This window comes from Porticoccus sp. W117 (genome assembly GCF_030341905.1).
Lineage (GTDB): Bacteria > Pseudomonadota > Gammaproteobacteria > Pseudomonadales > Porticoccaceae > SCSIO-12696.
The window spans coordinates 14,547-34,063 of record NZ_JATAAF010000002.1 but is presented as its reverse complement, the minus strand read 5'-3'; the positions used below and the strand labels follow the sequence as shown (position 1 = coordinate 34,063).

Sequence of the window (19,517 nt, the reverse complement as noted above, 5' to 3'; positions counted from 1 at the left end):
CCCCGGGTTCCGCTGCGCTTTACCCGGGCTACGAGTCAGACTAAGGGCACTGCAAAAAACTGCTTAAATTCGCGCAGCTCTCGCTGCGCCTCTTCCAGATCGCCTTCCACAAAACGCACCCGATCCCCCGGCCGTGCCTGAGCCAATTTGGGCAAATCTACTTGGTAAACGGAACCCAATTTCGGATAACCACCAATGGTCTGGCGGTCATTCAGCAATACGATGGGCAAACCATCGCTGGGCACCTGGATGGCCCCCAGCGGCACAGCCTCTGACACCATACTGCCGGGCACATCAGTCATAGGCTCGCCATCCATGCGGCACCCCATGCGGTCGCAGCGGTTACTGAGTTGGTAGTCCTGAGCAAAAAACTGCTGGCGAGACTGCTGGGAAAACTGCTCAAACTGATTGCCGGGCAGAACTCGCAAGGTAATGGCGGCGCCAAACTCAGGAATAAATTTTTCCGGTACCTGATAGCCGCCAAAAGTAGCAGAACGGTTATCCCAACTATCACAGGCTATTTGATCACCAGCCTGCACCCGTTCACCTCCACGTAACCCACCCAGGCGATCCCCCATTACCGTGGCGCAGCTGCCGAACACCTTGGGCAACTGCCAACCACCGGCCACCGCCAGGTAACCGCGCACGCCGGTGCTGGCAATACCCGCTCGCAGTTCACTGCCGGGCCGTACTCGATAACTGGCCCAGGGAACCAGCGGCTTACCATCCAGGCGCCAACCCAAATCTGCGCCAGTCAAAGCGATCCAGGTGGTGGCTGCAAAGCGAGCGTGGAAATTGCCAAAACAGACTTCTATCTGGGCAGCGTCGGCACAATTTTCCAGCAAGCGATTCCCCCAGGCAAAGGCGTGGGCGTCCATGGGGCCACCGACACCAATGCCGAGATGCTGGCTACCCAGACGCCCCCTGTCCTGCACCGTGGCCAGCACACCGGGGGAAATAACCGTCAGAGCGATATCTCACCTCCATTCTCTTCGGCTAATTCCAGAAATTGCGAACGCCCCACGGCGGTAAATGTTACCCGGTCACCCACTTGCAGGAATGGCGCGGGTGGATTAGTACGTCGGTTAAACATGGAAATTGGACAGCGGCCAATAATATTCCAGCCACCGGGGCTGACATCCGGGTACACTGCCGCCTGTGCTTCGGCAATGGCCACCGCACCTTTCGGCACCCTCTGGCGCGGTGTAGCCAGGCGCGGCACTCGCAATTGTTTTGGCAGTGACCCCATAAAGCCAAAGCCGGGGCGAAACCCCAGGGCGTACACGCGCAGGTCGGTGCTGGTGTGCAGTTGAATAATTTGTTCAGGGCTCAGGCCAGTGGCCTCACTCACCCGACCGAGATCTTCCGCCACCTCGTCGCCGTAATACACAGGGATTTGCAATGTTCTTCCAAACGCTGCGCCTTCAGCTTGCCCACTATTTTCAAACAGCTGATTCAGTTGCGCCTGTACTTGAGAGAAGTTCGCTTGCAGCACATCGTAATACACCATCAACGACGTAAACGAAGGCACCAACTCCACCAGCCAGGGTGGCTTGGCTTGTTCCAGGTTGGCACAGAGTTGCTGGATAGAAGACAGTACGGTATCGCCAGATTGATCCGCCAGATAGATCAAAGCCGCCTCTTCGCCAGCGGCAATCACTTTGGGAAATTGTGCGTCCATCACCCGTCCAGCAATTGGCGCAACTGGCGAGCCACGTCCACCGCGTCCGGGTTATCGCCGTGTACGCACAGGGTATCGGCCTGCAGCCGCAGTGGTTTGCCATTAATGCTGACCAGTTCGCCACTGGCCAATAGCTGCTGCATACGTTCAGTAATTTGCTTACTGTCATGCAATACCGCACCGGGTTGGCTGCGGGGCACCAGGCGACCATCGTCGCCGTAGGCACGGTCAGCAAACAGCTCGAATTCCAGAGGCAAACCCAGAGGCTGGGCCATTTGCAGATAGCGAGAGTTTTCAGCGGTGGACAACATCACCAGTGAAAGATCACCGGCGCAACCGGCCACTGCTTCCATCACGGCAGAGCAGACCGCGTCATCAGCCATCATGTCGTTATACAGGGCGCCATGCGGTTTAACATAAGCCAGGGTAGCGCTGTGGCGATAAGCGATAGCTGCCAACGCGCCCACCTGATAAGTGATCAGAGCGACAATTTCATCGTGACTACAGGGAATGGAGCGGCGACCAAAACCCTGCAAATCCGGATAGCCGGGATGGGCGCCTATAGTAACGCCGTGCTTAACCGCCAGCGCCACAGTGCGATCCATAGTCACCGGGTCGGAAGCATGAAAACCACAGGCAATATTCGCCCGGTGCAGATGGGGCATTAGCTGTTCATCCATGCCCATTTTCCAGGGGCCAAAACTTTCGCCGAGGTCGCCGTTGAGTTGCATAGTGTGCCCTTTATATAAGAAGGCAGAGTATATCGCTTCAATGATTTCCCGGAAACGAAAAAGCCCCACCCGATACCGGGTGGGGCAAATGGGCTTCCTTGCGACTGACTGTTATTCCGCTTGAATGCTGACATCGTCGAGCAGCACACCGCAGCAGGGGTTGCCGCTAGTGCCCTCGAACGACAAGGTTTCCGAGGTACCTGACGCCGTGAACTGGTAGGTGGCGGTCAGCCAGGGCCCCGTTCCCACATTGGATACCGACAGAGATTCATCCAGGTCGGAAATAGTGACGTCCACAGTGGCGGCACCTCCGGCAAAACTGTGCAGGGCATACTTGAAGGTCAAGCTGTAATCTTGCCCAGCCACCAGGTTATCGATCACCTGGGAAACTTTGCCCAAGGGAGGGCCGTTCACATCCAGGTGGTTGCTACCACTGGCACCACCGGCGCCCAGATTATGGTGCGTGTTGGACTGAACGCTGACAGAACCCGTATCTATCTGCCAGGGGCCGAACGCGGAGCCCGCCGCGTAATCGTGCCAGCCGCCGGCAGGTGCCGGGATGGTTTCAAAGCCACCATCCTGTACCAAAGGTGCAGTGGGTGCTTGTTCAATGGCCACATCGTCCACCAGCACACCGCAGCAATCGCTGCCACTGACGCCAGCCAGGGTCAAATCTTCACTGGTTGCCGTGGCGGTAAACTGGTAGGTAGCCGTGAGCCAGTTGCCACTACCCACATTGGTGGCGGTGATGGTTTCATCCACATCCGCGATGGCAATGGAGGCACTGGCGCTGCCACCAGCAAAGCTGTGTAGCGCGTATTTGACGCTGACGTTGTAAGCCTGGTTCACCTGCAAACCGGTTATGGTCTGAGAGATTGACCCCGGTGTGGTGCCATTCAGATCCACGTGGTTTTGACCACTGGCACCGCCATTACCCAGGCCGTGGTGGGTGTTGGATTGCACACTCACAGCGCTGTTGACAGTCCAGGGGCCGAAGGTGGAGCCGGAGGCGTACTCTGTCCATGCGCCTGCCGGTGCTGAGGTGGTTTCAAAGCCACCATCTTTTACCAGCGGTTCCGGGGGCGCCTTATAGATAGTGACATCGTCCACCAGTACACCACAGCAATCGCTGCCGCTGACGCCAGCCAAGGTCAAATCTTCACTGGTTCCAGTGGCAGTAAATTGGTAGGTAGCCGTGAGCCAGTTGCTGCTACCCACATTGGTGGCGGTGATGGTTTCATCCACATCCGCGATGGCAATGGAAGCACTGGCGGTACCGCCGGCAAAACTGTGCAACGCGTATTTCACACTGAGGTTGTATTTCTCCCCTATTTCCAGTTCATCGATGGTTTGGGATACTTCCCCCGGCGTGTCGCCATTCAAATCTACATGGTTACTGCCGCTGGCTCCACCGGCACCAAGGCCGTGGTGAGTATTGGATTGCACACTCACGGCGCTATCGATACTCCAGGGGCCAAAGGTGGCGCCGGAGTCGTATTCGGTCCAGCTACCCGCTGGTGCAGCAATGGATTCGAAGCCGCTGTCATCCACCAGATTTTCCAGACCACCGCCGGGTTTCAGGTGAATAATATCGGCAACACTGGGAGTACCCTCGGAATCGATAACGAACAGCATGTAGAAACCGGGAGTGGCTGCGCTGGCGCTGTCTGGCATCGACAACGTCAGGGTGTTGCCACTGGCGGTAAATGGTACTTCCACAATGCGTTGATCGTTATTGAAGGAATGGGTCACGGCGCCGGTCTTCACCAGGGTGACGCGGTCAATAGCCAGGCTTGATGTGACCTGGATAGCCACATCGTCGGAGTAATCCAGCTCAGTTTCCGCAATGGTATAGCTGGGCCGGGGCGCCAACTGATCGCCGTTATACAGGTAGGGAGGGTAAAAAATCTGGGCATTGAGGTTGTCGACGGGCCCCGGTGCGCCACCGCCGCCAGATAGCACAGTGGCATCTGGCAACAGAATGGCGGTGCTGTGGTACAGACGGGCATTTTGTTCAGCGGCCAGTGTTGTCCAGTTTTCCGTATCCGGATCCCAGATTTCAGCGGCGTTGTAAAAACCAAAAGCAATACCCGCATTTTGCAAAGAGCCGCCAGTCAACAATACATCGCCATCGGGCAACAAGGTAACGTTGCCCCAGTGGCGGGCATACTGTGGGCTGTCGGTGTTGGTGACGCTGGGCGAGTCACCACTGACGTCAATAATCGACGCAACACCAGATGCATTGGGGCCACCACCATTTTCAAAGTGGCCACCACCCAGCTGAAGAATTTTATCCGGTGAATACATCACCGCTGTTGAGGTAGCGCCAATATTGCCATAAGGGAAAGTGCCGGCACTGGTCACCGAGCCATTATTGGCGTAATCCAGAAAGTACATGGCCGGGCCGGCAACCCCAAACACACGTCCATCGGACAACACCCAGCTGCGCGGGTACCACCAACGTTTAAAATCATCGCCATAGGCATAGGCACTGGTGGCTCCCATCAAGCTGCGCCAACCGGTTGCCGGGGAGTAAATTTCTGGCGTCAACATACCGGTACCGGGCACACCGTTGTTACTGCCCCCCTGAACCAGCACCTCACCATTGGGCAGCGCAATTGTGGTGGGATACCAGCGGGGGTAGGCCATGGCGTGGCCGGGGTTGCTGATGTTGTCGTTATCGCTGTCAAACAGCGTGGTGCCGTTGTTGCCCGAATTACCGGGGCCGCCATTATCACCACCGGCCAGCATTATCTCTCCACTACTTGGCAGTATGATCTGGGCAGCACAAAAAATATCCGTGGGCGTGGTATTAGGCAGCAACGTAAAGGCGTTGGCGCCGGTTCCCAGGGCAGGGTCCCAAATGCTGTAGTGCAATTCCCCTCCCTGGACACCGGTATTGTGTGTGCCAAATGTCATCACACGACCGTCCGGGGTCAACACGGAATGAATGGGAATCAGGTTCCAGTCAAACACATCCCCCCAGGCTCCCTGGGTGTCATTAGCAAACACCCCGGTGACACTCGACAAGCCAATTGCTGCAGCCAACGCGCTGCGTTTTATTCCTTTGATAGCCATTAAAATTTCCTCGTTATTAGTTATGCGTCAAATAAGTGATATCGCGAGCAACCCTGACGGGCTCAAGGGAGTCTCCGACATAACGCTGCACCACCTGGCCAGCGCCATTGATCAAAAAGACCGACATCTGGTGATCCAGCTCATCCCCTTCACCGACGGTTTCCAGCGCCAACTTGTCCAGCAGCTCTTGCAGCTGGGGATTTTCAGCGCGGCCGAAAAACCAGTGGCTGTCGTCTACACCGTGGCGTTTGGCAAAGGTGTCAATTTTTTTCACAGAATCCCGCTTGGGATCGATAGAGATGGAGACAAACCGGGTGCCTTCTTTCACTTGTTCCGGCAGATTTTTCTGCGCTTGCCTCAAGTTGGCGGTTTGCATGGGACAGGCGTAAGGGCAGCTGGTGAAAAAGAAACTCAACAACAGTGGCTCACCGGCCATTTCTGAAAGCTCCACTGTTCGCTCTGCAGTTTTGAATTGCAGCTGCCAGGGATAAGAGTCTTGCGCGTGAGCAAGCCCACTCCAGAGAGCAAGAGCTCCCAAAAGAACACGAAAAATCACGTCTAACCTCCTTGGTAGGCAGTGTTTTTGGTTGGCAAAAAAGTGTAGTTGGGATGAATTCACACTGTTTGTGTGACACAGTTCACGAAAAATAGTATTTAAGTATTAATTTTCGATCAATAGATAAGCACTAAAAGATTAATCAAGAGATCTTAAAAACTAACACTTTTAAATTAATAGCCAGCTTTAATTACTATTGATAAGTAGCTGAATTTATTAGCAGGCAAACCGTGAAGTCATTCTTTGGATGGTTAGCACGCAAAAAATGCAGACACGACAAATCGCACTTTTAACCAGACGAGTGGCAAGAAAACAGATAAGGAAATAGTAGGAAGGAGGAAGCGTTAGTAACGATATTCGTCATCAGAAACAAAAAACCGGCGACATCAGCTACCGATTTTTAGACCACAACTAATGATTACAAACCACCAAATCGCACTCAAAGGTAACAACCCTTTCGAGATTAACGCTGAAACAAAGCACCTGTTAAATTGCAGCCAATCATTGTGCCGCAGCCCCCTTGCTTGCCCGATTTCATAAGAAAACCAACTAGTTATACCTTCCTCTGCCTGGGTTATTCTCCCACCCAACAAAAATAGAAAAATAATTCTAAATAAGTAACCAAAATGAAATATACAGTTCGTAATATAGCTGCGCTCGATTGAGGTTTACCCCTTTCCACCATGTCTCCAAAGATTAAGAGGAGAGTGACATGACCAGCTTGACCCATTGGAAAAATGTGAGCGCGAAAACTTCCAAATTTGCGCCGAATCTGATTGCTTTAGCCGTTTGCAATGCTGCCTTGGCGGGCACTGCATGGGCAGAAGAAGAGAACAGGGAAATCATGGAAGAGGTTGTCATCTCGGCAACCAAAAGACCACAGAGTGCCCAAGATGTAAGTATCTCGGTACAGGCTTATTCTGGAACACAGCTCGACCGTATGGGGGTCGAAGATGTGCGTGATCTGGGCCGATTGGCTGCCGGTGTGGAGTTTACCGGAGGCAGTAATGGTGTTGATCCATTTGTCGTCATCCGTGGTGTCAGCTTGCAAGCTACCGGGCCGGCGAATGCTTCTGCCAATGCGGTTCACGTGGATGAGGTGCCATACACTCGTTCGCAGTTTTTGAACTTCCCTACCTTTGACCTGGAACGGGCTGAGGTACTTAAAGGGCCGCAGGGCACCTTATTTGGCTTGGCGGCAACTGGCGGTACAGTAAACCTGATTACCAAGAAGCCAACAGAAGAAACTGATGGTTATCTCGACGTGTCATACGGGAGTTTTGAGGAACTGGACATCACCGGTGCTATCGGTGGCGCATTAACTGAACGCACAAACGGTCGATTGGCGTTCAAGGTTCAGCAGTCCGATGGCTATATGAGATCTGTTGGCACGACAAACGTTGACAGAAGTAATTTCCCTGCACTGGTAACAGACCTCGGTTTTAATTTTGACAAGCATCTGGATAGCGGCCTGATTACTGCCGATGACTTGGGGCCAGATGGTTTTATCCAGGAAGCCTATGAAAACTACGTGGCCTCTATTCCAACCATTGCCGCTGATGACAATTACGGCGATCTGGACAAGTTTGCCGTTCGTGGTTCGATTCAGTCATACCTGGCGGACAATGTCAGCATGTATGCTGCTGTTCAGTATTACACTGACGACTCCGAGATTCTTCAGCGGGAGATTGAAGGCGTTGATGGCGGCCCGCTGGGTACCGATGGCCTTCCGGTAAGGGATCGAGCAGGAAACCTGTTGCCCACAACCCCGTTCACTATTGCCCACAATATCACCGACCCGACTTACGACCACCGGCACCTGGGCTGGACGTTGCGTTTTGATGTTGACCTGGATAACGCCACGTTGACAACACTGACCGGATTTAACGATCTCTATCGAGTTGTTCGTGACAATACGGATGTATCGTCTATCTCCGAGCAAGAGCAAACCATGGTGACGGACAATCAGGTCTTCAGTCAGGAGATCCGCATGGTGAGCAATGACGACAGCGACCTGTTTTGGACAGTTGGTGCGTTTTTCTTGAACGACCAGCTGGCGGCTGTTGTGGACACTCCTTTCCCGTTTAAAGGTGGAAATGATTTCCTGGGAACCTTCCACACCGCATACACGGAAGATGTCGTTCATTGGGCATTGTTTGCAAATGCCGAATACAACCTCTCTGATAACGTGAAGGCAATTGGTGGTATCCGTTACAACGACGAGAATCGCCAATACAACGTTCAGGCTTTTGACGGAAATGACTTTGGTCTGGCCATTTCGCTGATGGACGCAAATCGCAATTTCCCTATTGACGAATCTCCGGTAGTAGACGAGAGCAGCACTACTTACAAGCTCGGCCTGGAGTGGACACCATTTGATGATGTTTTGCTGTACACCAATATTTCTACCGGGCAATCAGCAGGTGGATTTGATGGCAGTGCGGTAACCAGCCTGGCAGAAGCCATCAATCCGATTAAAGGCGAGACAGTAGACGCGTTTGAGGTCGGCTTCAAAACAGATTGGGTAGACGCAGGTATTCGCTTCAATGGCGCCTTCTTTATGATGGACTATGAAGATATTCGCCTGTCCGCTGCCGAGCGCCTTCAGGTTGGTACTGATAGTCAGGGCAACCCGATTTTCACTCAAGGCGGCGCCCTGGTTAATGCGGGCAACGCTGAGATCAAAGGTGCGGAGTTTGAAGTGAAGTGGTTCGCCAATGAGTACTTTGGTATCGATGCCAACGTCAATATCATGGATACCGAGATTGTCGAGTTTACCGGTAACCGTATCGCCACCAGTCCGTCGAAGATCGAAGCCATCGAAGGCAGCCGAATTCCAGATGCGCCAGAACTTACCTATCGGGCAGCAATTTGGTCGGAACTTCCTCTCAGCTCCGGGTATAAGCTGTTTGGTTCCATCGATTACATATACCGCGACGAGGCATTCACCCGCACCGTTGAGGAAGATCGACGTAAATTGATTGATGACTATTCATTGGTCAACGCACGCATTGAACTCTCACCAGAAGAAGGTAACTGGACTGTGGGAATCTGGGCCAAGAACCTGACTGATGAGAGTTATGCCGTTGCTTTGGACGGCGGCGAGGGTGCAAATGGATTTCGCCGTATTACCCGCGGTATGCCACGGTCAGCAGGCATTTCATTGAAATATAATTTTCTATAATTCAATGCAATAGTTTTCATCTTCTAGTGATCTGTCCCCCTCTGCTTCTGTAGCAGTTTTGGTGGTGTATCGTGCAAGCGGTACACCACCATTTTTTGTTAACAATGGCAGATTTGGGGCTGGGAAAGGTGGTTATGGTTAAAGATAAACTCAACGCAATTCTGTCCAAGCTGGGATTTAATCGTCGCATGATGGTGCAATTCCTGGTGCTGTCCATAGGAAGCCAGACGATATTTTGTTTTCAGGCGATCCGAAGTGTTCTTTACGACCCATTCATCAATACCCTGGGCGTCAACAATACCCAGTTTGGGATTTTGATGAGCCTTACCGGTTTGGGCGTGCTGTTTTCTGCCGTTTTGGGCTACGTACAGAATCGAATCGACCCCAGGCTGTTGATTACGTTTGGTCTTTTGGCGAACGGTATTTGTGTGCTGATCATATCTGGATCGCCAAGCTATCCTGTTTTGCTGGTTGTGTTCGGCATAATGGGGTTTCAGTCCATGGGAATTTTTTGGCCAGCGGTCATGGGAATGGTTCGACGAGTAGCTGCTGATGATCACCAGGGTACTGCGTTCGGATTTTTGGAGATGATAAGACGAGCAACGGAGTTACTTCAAAACATGCTGGCAGTTGCCGTTTTTACTGTCATCGGCGCAACCTTGGGCATCAAGGTTGCTATGGTCATTTCTGCAATTATGATGATCATCATGGCGGCTCTTAACTTCTTTGTTTTGCCAAAAGAAGATCACGCCGGGGAGACCAGCGAGTACCGTAACAAGAAGGCAATCTCCGATCTTTTTTTGGTCCTGAAAATGCCTCAAGTGTGGTTGGTTGGTGTGACTGCTGCAGGTATTTACGCCTCTTTCGTTGGCCTGCAATTTTTTCTTCCTTTTCTCAATAGTGTGTTTGTTCTTCCGGTTCTTGCCGGGGCGATATTTGGCCTGGTAAATACCTCTGTAACCGGCATGATTGCGTCACCCGTTTCCGGCGTGCTGGCTGACAATGTGTTTAAATCACCCATGCGCTACTTGAAACTGTTGCTGGCCTTGCTCGCAATAGGCGTTTTCGTACTTTTGGTACTGCCAAGAGATCAGGCCATGCTGTATGTGACTATTGGTCTACTGATATGTTTGTCGTTTTTGCTGTATCTCGGGCGAGGCGTCTATTATGCGCCTATCGGCGAGATGAAGATTCCAAAAGAAATCAGTGGCGGAGCGATGGCAGTGGCCGCCTTTATTGGCTATTCCCCCATGTTTTTTGCCTACGCCATATATGGCTATCAAATGGACAACTTCTCCCCGGAAACCGCTTTTAATAGAATCTTCATGATTATGCTGGGGTTCGCTTGCATAGGCTTCGTGTCTTCTTACTTGCTAAATCACAAGTACGGAAAGGCAAAGGTTGGAAGCAGGATCGAAGCGTAATTTCCGGGTCGTGAATTGCGTGCTGAATGGAAAATCAGCACGCAATTTTTTTGAGCGCTATTTTGGGTATATCTCAAGCAGTTCGGCAGGTTCGCTTATTTGAAAGTCTGGCTGTTCCCGAGCCAGAAGTTGCTTGTCTTGAAACCCCCAAGTGACGGCTACAGTGGTTACATTAGCCAGCTTTCCCTGGCGAATATCACTGATGGCATCCCCTACCATCAGCGTCTCACACTTTTCAAAACCAAGCTCTTTGCACACCATGTCAATTCGATCAGACTTTGAAAGGCCGAGCTCACCACCCAACACTTTGGTGATTGTGTCTCTGATTCCCAAGGCTGTCAGGTTTTCAGAAACAACCTGACTCTCGCTGGCGGTGATCACCACCAGAGTGTGATATTTGGACAGCTCCGAAAACACTTCGGCTATCGTTGGAAACAGTGAGACTGACCAGCTTTTCTTTTGCTCACTAAATACTGCATCAGAGTACTGTTTGGCGTCATCGCCGTTTAGGCCGATTAGTTGGCCTAAATCCAGGAAAGTGAGGTTCTCAATTGAGTGAAAATCTTCTTTCGCAGGTTTACGGCTTGCGGGGAATTCTTCACTTGCTCTAATGGCAATATCTAACAATTCGTCAAACGAATCGACGATGACACCATCGTAATCAAAATTTATTAACATCTTTTGAACCTGCTTTTTCATCTGGAATTAAAACTGGAATTCGAGTTCATCTTTAGCCAGCAGGGTTCCGAACCCGTAGGTATCCAGCTGAGCCTGAAGATGCTGATGGGACATATGCAAAGCGGAGCTAATGTGAGTGGCGTAGATACGGGTGTTGCTGTCAATAAAACCAATCTTTGACATTTTTTCCAGCTGATTGTGGAATGTATCAAAATTCATATGGGTGTCATTCATATGGCCTCTGTCTTTCCAGGGGCCAAATGTTGCTTCCATGACCACGGTGTCTGCTCTTTTCCCTTGCAGATATTCCCAGGTGTCATCCTGATAGAACCCGGTATCCCACGCCAACAATATGCTCCTCGATGGTGAATGCACCAGGTAGTTTAGTGCAGACTCATTGACGCCGAGAGCGTGATGATTGCCCTTTACCGCATCAACCTCAAGATCGCCAGCACGGAACGATTCAAAGTAATTTATGCAATGAATATTCAGGAACTGCTCCAAATCTTTTAGGCGCTTTTTATTTAAGAAACCGTGGTGCACAGGCAGGTAACGATCAATTAACCATTCATGTGCTGCTGTACTCAGGTACAAATTGATTGGAGCCGTATTAGTGCTGGCAGGCTCTTCTGAGCACATAGATAATGCGTCAAATAGCTCTTGCGGAGCGAAATGGTCGGCGTGAGTGTGTGTTATCAACAGGTGCCTGATGTCGTACATGTCACTGCCGTACCTTCGCAGCTGATAAGCAATGTCCGGCGAAAGGTCAATCTGATGTTCCCTGCCAATTCGAAATCCCGTGCGAGTTCTCACCTCATCAGGTTCTTCTTCTCTCAGTGATGTATAAAAGTCATTTCGCCCGTAGATTGGAGGGAAACCCTGCGCGCCACTGGTTCCGAGAAACTTACAAATCACTTTTAGCCCTCGGACTCTGGCGGCATCTGCACAGGCCGCCCCTGCAGAAAGGAACGGTGCGCGGCGTCGGCAAGTTCGAGAGCCTTTGCCCCGTCTATACCGGTTACTTTTGGAGGCTGTCCGTTCAATGAGTCGATGAATTCATTCATCTCGATTTTGTACGCCTGATGGTATCTGTCCAGGAAAAAATAAGGCGGCAAGTCCCGACGAATTCCGTGTTTATCGTGTATGACGACGCTGGACGATGATACGTTTTCGGCCTGGATCATACCCTGCGAACCAAGAATCTCGATACGTTGGTCGTAGCCGTATGCCGCCCTGCGGCTATTTGAAATCTGACAAAGTTTGCCGGAAGCGGTTTTCAGTGTGACAAGTGCAGAGTCAATATCTCCGTGCTCGGCAATAGCCGAATCCACCAAACAACTCCCAGTGGCATACACTTCAACAGGTTCTTCACCCAAAAGCCAACGGGCCATATCCAGATCATGAATCATCATGTCACGAAACAGCCCACCAGATACGCGAATATAATCTGATGGTGGAGGGCCTGGGTCGCGGCTGGTGATTTGTATCATTTCCAAATCACCGATGGATTTATCATTGATGGCTTTATGCAGTTGCTGAAAATTGGGATCAAACCTGCGGTTAAAACCGACAAATAAAGGGGTACTGCATCGCTCAACGACATTCAGGCACGCCTTGACCTTCTCAGAATCCAGGTCGATTGGCTTTTCACAAAACACGGCCTTGCCTGCCCTTGCTGCAGCCTGAATGAGATTCACATGGGTGTCCGTTGAACTTGCAATCACCACGGCATCAATCTCAGCGTCATTCAGTGCTTCGTCAAGAGAACACCAACGCGCTCCCAATTCTTTAGCCAATTGTTCAGCTGCGGCATCATTTATATCAACGACACAACGTAATTGAGCATCGGCTCGCTCACAGATATTTTGTGCATGCAAGCGGCCGATTCTCCCGGCACCGATCACACAAATTTGGTGAATTTTTTTCATCTACAGGCTTCCTGAACTTTATTTCATGGTTGGCATAACAAAGTCAGGATCAAGGCGTTGACCAGTTGGCCAGCGGCTTGTGATGGTTTTTAACTTGGTGTAGAAGCGAACACCTTCAGAGCCGTGGATGTGATGATCACCAAATAACGACTGTTTCCAGCCTCCGAAACTGTGGAATGCCATGGGAACGGGAATAGGAACATTAATCCCTACCATGCCAACCTGAATCTCATTGCCAAATGCCCTCGCGGTGTCACCGTCGCGAGTAAATATGGAGGTACCATTGCCGTATTTGTGGCGATTGATAATGCCAACCGCTTCGGAATAATTTCTGGCCCGCACAATGCACAATACCGGGCCAAATATTTCCTCACTGTGGATGGTCATGCGCTCTGATACCCGGTCAAAAAGACTCGCCCCCAGGAAGTAACCGTTCTGATGATCAACAGAGTCAATTTTATGTTGACGCCCATCAACCACCAGCTCTGCACCTTCCTCCACACCCATTTCTATGTACCGCACTACATTGTCTCGATGAGCCTCGGAGATCAGTGGGCCCATCTGTGAATCAGGATCTGAATATGGGCCAACGTTGAGTTGTGCAATTTTGTCTTTCAGGCTGGCCACCAGTTTGTCGGCAACCGCGTCGGTTACAGCCACGGCTACCGATATGGCCATACAGCGCTCTCCTGCAGCACCATAAGCAGCCCCCATCAGCGCCTGAGAGGCTTGTTCGATATCCGCATCCGGCATAATAACCATATGATTTTTGGCGCCACCCAGTGCTTGTACGCGCTTGCCATGGGCTGCTCCCGTTGTGTAAATGTAGCTGGCAATTGGCGTAGAGCCGACGAAGCTGATTGCATGAACATCCGGGTGTTTGATAAGCGCATCTACTGCAGTTTTATCACCTTGAATAACATTGAAAACACCATCGGGGAGCCCCGCCTGCTTCAGTAATTCCGCGATCCGCAGTGAGGCAGATGGGTCTTTTTCGGAGGGCTTCAATATAAACGTATTCCCGCAGACCAGAGCCACCGGGAACATCCATCCAGGCACCATGAGTGGAAAGTTGAAAGGCGTAATACCTGCCACCACGCCCAGCGGCTGACGAAGGGAGTGGCTGTCAACTCTGGTGCCGACATTTTCGGTGACATCGCCCTTCAGCAAGTGAGGTGCTCCACAGGCAAATTCCACAACCTCAAGACAGCGAGTTACTTCACCCATAGCGTCATCAATTACCTTTCCATGCTCTTTACTGATGAGTTCTGCAATACTTTGCGCGTCTTCCTCAAGGAGTGCTTTGAACCGATACATGACTCTTGCACGATTCAGGGGCGTCCAGTTTGACCAGCTTTCATACGCGGCTTTAGCAGACGCCACTGCGTTTTCAACGTCGTCGGGAGCTGCGTGAGCCACTTTAGCTATCTCTGTTCTGGTGGATGGGTCATACACTGGAGAGAAGCTCTGGCCTGTGCCTTCAGCAATTTTTCCATTGATGAAGTGGTGGATGGTATGGGTCATATACTGATCCTGATAAATTATTTTTTGGTGTAAGGTATCTGCAACAAGCTACGTTATAGACGAGCTTCTGTTACAGCATTGCGTAAGTGCTGAAAGCCGTTTGATACGTAGGTGAAAGGGTCGGCGAGCGATGGATCTTGTTCAGCTTCCACCACCAACCACCCGGAGTAGTTGATTGATGCCAGGCTAACGGCCAGCTCTCGATAATTAATGAACCCGTCGCCTGGAACAGTGAAAACCCCTGCCAACACCGAGTTCAAAAAACTCCAATCCTCTCGACGAGATTCCTCAAGCACTTGAGGTCGAATATCTTTACAATGAACATGGCAAATTCGACCGCCAAACTGGTCAATCAGATTGAGTGGAGAACCACCAGAGTAGGTAATGTGACCAGTATCCAGAAGAAGCCCTACGCTCTCGCTGGTGCTTGACATAAGGCGATCCACGTCGGCTTCAGATTCGATCACTGTGCCCATGTGGTGGTGATACGCCAGCTGAAGCCCTTCCGATAACAAATAGTCCGAAAATTCGTTTAGGCGAGAAGTCAGTCGGCACCAGTCCTGTTCATTCATCCTGGGTGATTTTGACAGCGGAGTATTGATATCAGAATGGATTGCACCACTGACCTCACAGGCAATAAATATTGTGCAATTCATTGCCTTTAGAAGTTTTATATGGTCTTGAGATTTTTGAATTTGGCTCTCAACACTGTTGTTGAGTAATTCAAGACTGAACCAGCCGGAAATAATCTCTAAATCGTATGCTTGCATCAGTGGCTGCAAGACACAGGGATCCCTCGGAAATTTGTTTCCCAGTTCAAACCCTTGGTACCCGGCCTCTTTGCCCTCGGAAAGACATTGCTCAAGAGGGATATGTGAGCCCAGGCTCGGAAGGTCATCGTTGGTCCAGGATAATGGATTAACACCGATTTTTACTGTCATTCTACTGCCTGAAATTGTTGAACCTTGGCTTGCCGGTACGAGGAATGCGCTTCCATCACATCGGGCGAACTGGACGTTTCTGAAACTGGCACATCCCACCAGGCTCCCCCAGCAAGAGACCGCTTTTCAGGGTCAGTTTTCATCACAATGGTGTATGTTTTCTCTGACAACTTTGCCCGCTCAATGGCAGAGGCAAGCTCAGTCAGATTGGCCACCTCTTCGCTATTGGAACCCATAGCGGCAGCATGGGCGACAAAATCCACCTGGAAATATCTGCCATCATTCGGTGCCGAATCTTTCAGCAAATTGTTGAATGGTGCACTGCCGCAGCCTTTTTGCAGGCGATTTATGCAACCAAATCCGCCGTTATCCAGAACGACAATGATCAGTTTTTTATTGAGGGAGACAGAGGTCGCGATTTCGGAGTTCATCATCAGGTAACTTCCGTCTCCGACAAGAACGTAGACGTCTGAATCTGGCATGGCCATTTTGGCACCTAAACCACCGGCAATTTCGTATCCCATACAAGAGTAGCCATACTCTAATTGATATCCTTTCGGCCCTGAGGCATTCCACAGCTTATGCAGCTCTCCAGGCAACCCTCCTGCAGCCGAAACCACAGCGCCGTTACTTACCGCGGCGTGGTTTAAAACACCCACAACCTCCGCATCACCTGGTAGCTCGCTGGGTTTTTCAGCGATCAATTGGTTTCTCAATGTATGCCAATCGCGAATTTGGGATTTTGCGAATTCCTGCCAATCAGTGGGTGAGCAATAGTTTCCCAGGTCACGACTCAATATATGCAGGCCTCGCGCAGCATCCGCTACCAGCGGCACTGATTCGTGTTTCATTGAATCTGGTGGCGATATATTCAACCCGACAAGTTTGCAATTCTTGGCAAATAGCGTTCGAGATGCCGTTGTGAAATCTTGAAGACGAGTACCAATTGCCAGTACTACATCGGCTTTTTGCGCGAGTGCATTTGCTGCAGTTGTGCCGGTAACGCCGACCGCTCCCGCTTGAAATTTATGATTCCAGGGCAGAGAGCCTTTACCCGCCTGTGTTTCAACAACGGGTATTCCTTTTCGCTCTGAAAACTCAGCAAGAAGATCACCGGCGTCTGAATATTTAACGCCGCCACCAGCAACGATCAGTGGCGCCTTGGCGTGCCGAAGAATATCAATGGCAGACTTCAGCTCGTGCAAGTCGGGCTCAGGTCTGCGTATGCGATGTGTTTTGGCCTTGAAAAAATTTTCAGGGAATTCGTAAGCCATTGCCTGAACATCTTGCGGAAGTGACAACGTTACAGGCCCACATTCAGCCGGGTCTAAAAGTGTCTGGATAACCCGAGGCAAGCTGTGGATAAGCTGTTCAGGGCGGGTAATTCGATCCCAGAAACGGGACACCGGCTTAAAGCAATCATTGACAGAAATTGTGGGGTCGGAGAAATCTTCCAATTGCTGCAACACCGGATCGGGCATTCTGGTGGCAAAGGTGTCACCGACTAACAGAAGCACTGGCAGCCGGTTTACATGGGCCAGCGCAGCGGCTGTCACCATATTGGTTGCGCCGGGCCCAATGGATGTGGTGCAGGCAAATACTTGCTTTCTGTTTTTTGCTTTTGCATACGCGATAGCAGCATGAGCCATTGCCTGCTCATTGTGTGCCCGATAGGTCGGGATTTTATCTTGGGCGTGAAACAGTGCTTCGCCAAGACCGGCTACATTGCCGTGACCAAAAATAGCCCAAACACCTGGAATGAGTGGTTCTTCAGTGCCATCAATTTCAACGTACTGCTGGCTAAGAAATTTAACCAGCGCCTGAGCCATCGTGAGTTTAACGGTGGGCATGATTGTTCTCACTTTGAGAAATTTGATTTTCGCGCTGCTTCCACATGTGGACAATTTCCCGATAATTTTCTGCAACCTGATCCACTAACTGAGTATCGTTCATCTCGCCTCTTAGCCAGAGCTTTGATGGTTCAGAAAATACACTTCTGCCAATCGCAAATCCTTTGCACAATGGAGCCTGTACTGAGTTAAGGAAACTTTCCTGAAGAACATTCATCGGTGCTTCAAGGCCAAGGATGAGTATTCCCCGGCACCACCTGTCGTGTGATTCGATGACGTTATTTGTCTGTTTCCAACCCTCAGTAGTTTGGGCGGGCAATTTCCACCAGTCGGGATAAATGCCTTCTTGATAAAAATTTTCTATACAGCGGGCTATAGTGTCGTCACTCACCTTCGATTCTTTGGGCGGAATAATCTCTAACAACAGTTCCAGTTCTTGACGTACACATGCCCGGTAGAGGGATTTGATTCGTTTGTGTTGTGTCTCTCGCATCGAAACGGAATCATCCGGGTGGTAAAAAACCAGGCACTTGACGACATGGTGTTTTGGCCATTTGCTCAGGGTCGATGTGATATCTTCCCCACCCTCAAAGGCGATGGGGCGTGACCCGGGCAACTCAACCGGTCTGCCCACCCAGAGGTTTGACTCTCTTGTCGAGAACAGCTCCCTTTGGCCATAAGTGTCATCCACCAGGATACCCGCAGAGCCTTCCAGATTTTCTTCCTGTGAGACTTTTACAGCAGCCTTGGCGATCAGTGATTTCAGTGTGAACAGTTTACTGGGGCAGGCTCCTGCTTCATCCGCCATGTCCAATAGTTGCTTGCGGTGATCAAAAGCCAGTGCATAGACACTGCGATGTTTGTCTTGCCTTGTTGTTACTCTGTGAAGGTGGTTGAGCATGACATCGGATGCCGGGTCAATTGGCGCCTGGTGTTCCGACAGAAAGTAGTTCAGCTCTGTTTCGGTGGGCATAGCAGGAGAACAACCATGCCTCGAAACCACAATCGCGCCGCAGGCGTTGGCGTACTCACAACATTTGTTAATGCTGTCATTCCTGATCCAGCCACGCAAAAAACCACTGATAAACGCATCTCCGGCCCCAAGCACATTGAGAACATCAACTTTCCTGCCCTGGGAGACAATGCCGCCATCCAGTTCTTCCGGGATATTCTGTTGGTCAAAAACCACACAGCCCAGAGAGCCCCGTTTGACCACAATTGTGGCACTCGGATTGAGCTCACGAATCTTCTTCACTGCTTGCAATGTGTTTTCATTACCTGCGGCAATGTGGATCTCTTCTTCTGTACCAACAATCAAATCAAAATGAGGGATCACGGATTGAAGGTGCTCGGTAACTGATTCAGCACTGATATAGCGCGTTTCTCCATCACCTTTTGCAGTCAACCCCCACAGCACCGGCCGGTAATCAATATCCAGAACTCGCTTTACCTGGTGCTTTTCCGCATAGGCAAGGGCGAGCTTGGATGCCTGGAAAGTTTCCAAAGTGGAAAAATGCGTGCCGGTTATAACGAGCGCTCGGGACGATGCGATGAATGACTCATCGATATCACGCTCCTCCAGCGCCATATCAGCACAGTTGTCGCGGTAGAAAAGTAGCGGAAAGCTCTCGGTATCTTGAATTCCCAGTAAAACCAGTCCTGTGAGCCGAGTCGGATCCAGAGATATGTGGTCGGTATTGACACCATTGCGCCGTAACTCACTGGTTACAAAACGGCCCATCTGCTCGTCGCCAACCCTGGTGAGCATGGCAGTTTTTAACCCCAATCGGGACACACCGATAGCTATGTTTCCCGACGATCCTCCCAGGTATTTGTTGAACGACCGGCAGTCTTCAAGGGATTCACCGATCTGCTGGGAATATAAGTCTACCGCTGCACGGCCCATGCAGATAACGTCAAAATTGGCTGTAGTCACAGCATT

The 19,517-nt window shown here is 50.9% G+C and carries 14 protein-coding genes; 2 read left to right on the top strand and 12 right to left on the bottom strand.

Annotated features, from left to right (window positions below; translation table 11 throughout):
* Positions 1-35: 35 nt before the first annotated feature.
* The 5 genes from QSV34_RS01900 to QSV34_RS01880 all read right to left on the bottom strand — a co-directional run bounded on the left by QSV34_RS01900 (position 36) and on the right by QSV34_RS01880 (position 6,046).
* Entirely contained in the window at positions 36-947 is a 912-nt protein-coding gene (locus QSV34_RS01900) for a 5-oxoprolinase subunit C family protein (protein ID WP_289151515.1), read from the bottom strand.
* Positions 948-964: 17 nt separating this feature from the next.
* Positions 965-1,681, bottom strand: coding sequence for a 5-oxoprolinase subunit PxpB (gene pxpB / locus QSV34_RS01895; protein ID WP_289151513.1), 717 nt, complete (start codon positions 1,679-1,681; stop codon positions 965-967).
* Complete coding sequence (locus QSV34_RS01890; protein WP_289151511.1) at positions 1,681-2,412, bottom strand: 5-oxoprolinase subunit PxpA; 732 nt, start codon at positions 2,410-2,412, stop codon at positions 1,681-1,683. Before QSV34_RS01890 ends, pxpB begins: the two co-directional genes overlap by 1 nt.
* Before the next feature lie 111 nt (positions 2,413-2,523).
* A complete protein-coding gene (locus tag QSV34_RS01885) occupies positions 2,524-5,490 on the bottom strand; it encodes a galactose oxidase-like domain-containing protein (protein WP_289151509.1) in 2,967 nt (988 codons plus the stop codon).
* A gap of 16 nt (positions 5,491-5,506) precedes the next feature.
* Entirely contained in the window at positions 5,507-6,046 is a 540-nt protein-coding gene (locus tag QSV34_RS01880; RefSeq protein ID WP_289151507.1) for an SCO family protein, read from the bottom strand.
* A 712-nt stretch (positions 6,047-6,758) separates the two neighbouring features.
* Here QSV34_RS01880 and QSV34_RS01875 point away from each other — a divergent pair.
* Both QSV34_RS01875 and QSV34_RS01870 read left to right on the top strand, forming a co-directional pair.
* Positions 6,759-9,230: a TonB-dependent receptor gene (locus tag QSV34_RS01875; RefSeq protein WP_289151505.1), complete on the top strand. Its 2,472-nt coding sequence runs from the start codon at positions 6,759-6,761 to the stop codon at positions 9,228-9,230.
* Positions 9,231-9,301: 71 nt separating this feature from the next.
* A complete protein-coding gene (locus QSV34_RS01870) occupies positions 9,302-10,654 on the top strand; it encodes an MFS transporter (protein WP_289151503.1) in 1,353 nt (450 codons plus the stop codon).
* A 57-nt stretch (positions 10,655-10,711) separates the two neighbouring features.
* Here QSV34_RS01870 and QSV34_RS01865 read toward each other — a convergent pair whose 3' ends face one another.
* The 7 genes from QSV34_RS01865 to QSV34_RS01835 are packed head-to-tail and all read right to left on the bottom strand — an operon-like array spanning position 10,712 to position 19,511.
* Positions 10,712-11,353, bottom strand: a complete 642-nt coding sequence (locus tag QSV34_RS01865; protein WP_289151501.1) for an HAD family hydrolase — start codon at positions 11,351-11,353, stop codon at positions 10,712-10,714.
* Between the two features lie 6 nt (positions 11,354-11,359).
* Positions 11,360-12,247, bottom strand: a complete 888-nt coding sequence (locus QSV34_RS01860) for an MBL fold metallo-hydrolase (RefSeq protein WP_289151500.1) — start codon at positions 12,245-12,247, stop codon at positions 11,360-11,362.
* Between the two features lie 2 nt (positions 12,248-12,249).
* On the bottom strand, positions 12,250-13,260 hold the full coding sequence (gene iolG / locus QSV34_RS01855; RefSeq protein WP_289151499.1) for an inositol 2-dehydrogenase: 1,011 nt from the start codon (positions 13,258-13,260) through the stop codon (positions 12,250-12,252).
* Positions 13,261-13,278: 18 nt separating this feature from the next.
* Positions 13,279-14,784: a CoA-acylating methylmalonate-semialdehyde dehydrogenase gene (locus tag QSV34_RS01850; protein ID WP_289151497.1), complete on the bottom strand. Its 1,506-nt coding sequence runs from the start codon at positions 14,782-14,784 to the stop codon at positions 13,279-13,281.
* Between the two features lie 53 nt (positions 14,785-14,837).
* Positions 14,838-15,725 carry a myo-inosose-2 dehydratase gene (gene iolE / locus QSV34_RS01845; protein ID WP_289151495.1) on the bottom strand — a complete coding sequence of 296 codons (888 nt, stop codon included), beginning with the start codon at positions 15,723-15,725 and terminating at the stop codon, positions 14,838-14,840.
* Positions 15,722-17,575: a 3D-(3,5/4)-trihydroxycyclohexane-1,2-dione acylhydrolase (decyclizing) gene (iolD, locus tag QSV34_RS01840; protein ID WP_289151493.1), complete on the bottom strand. Its 1,854-nt coding sequence runs from the start codon at positions 17,573-17,575 to the stop codon at positions 15,722-15,724. Before iolD ends, iolE begins: the two co-directional genes overlap by 4 nt.
* Positions 17,562-19,511 (bottom strand): bifunctional 5-dehydro-2-deoxygluconokinase/5-dehydro-2-deoxyphosphogluconate aldolase, encoded by a 1,950-nt coding sequence (locus QSV34_RS01835; protein WP_289151492.1) that lies wholly within the window; start codon positions 19,509-19,511, stop codon positions 17,562-17,564. Before QSV34_RS01835 ends, iolD begins: the two co-directional genes overlap by 14 nt.
* Positions 19,512-19,517: the final 6 nt, after the last annotated feature.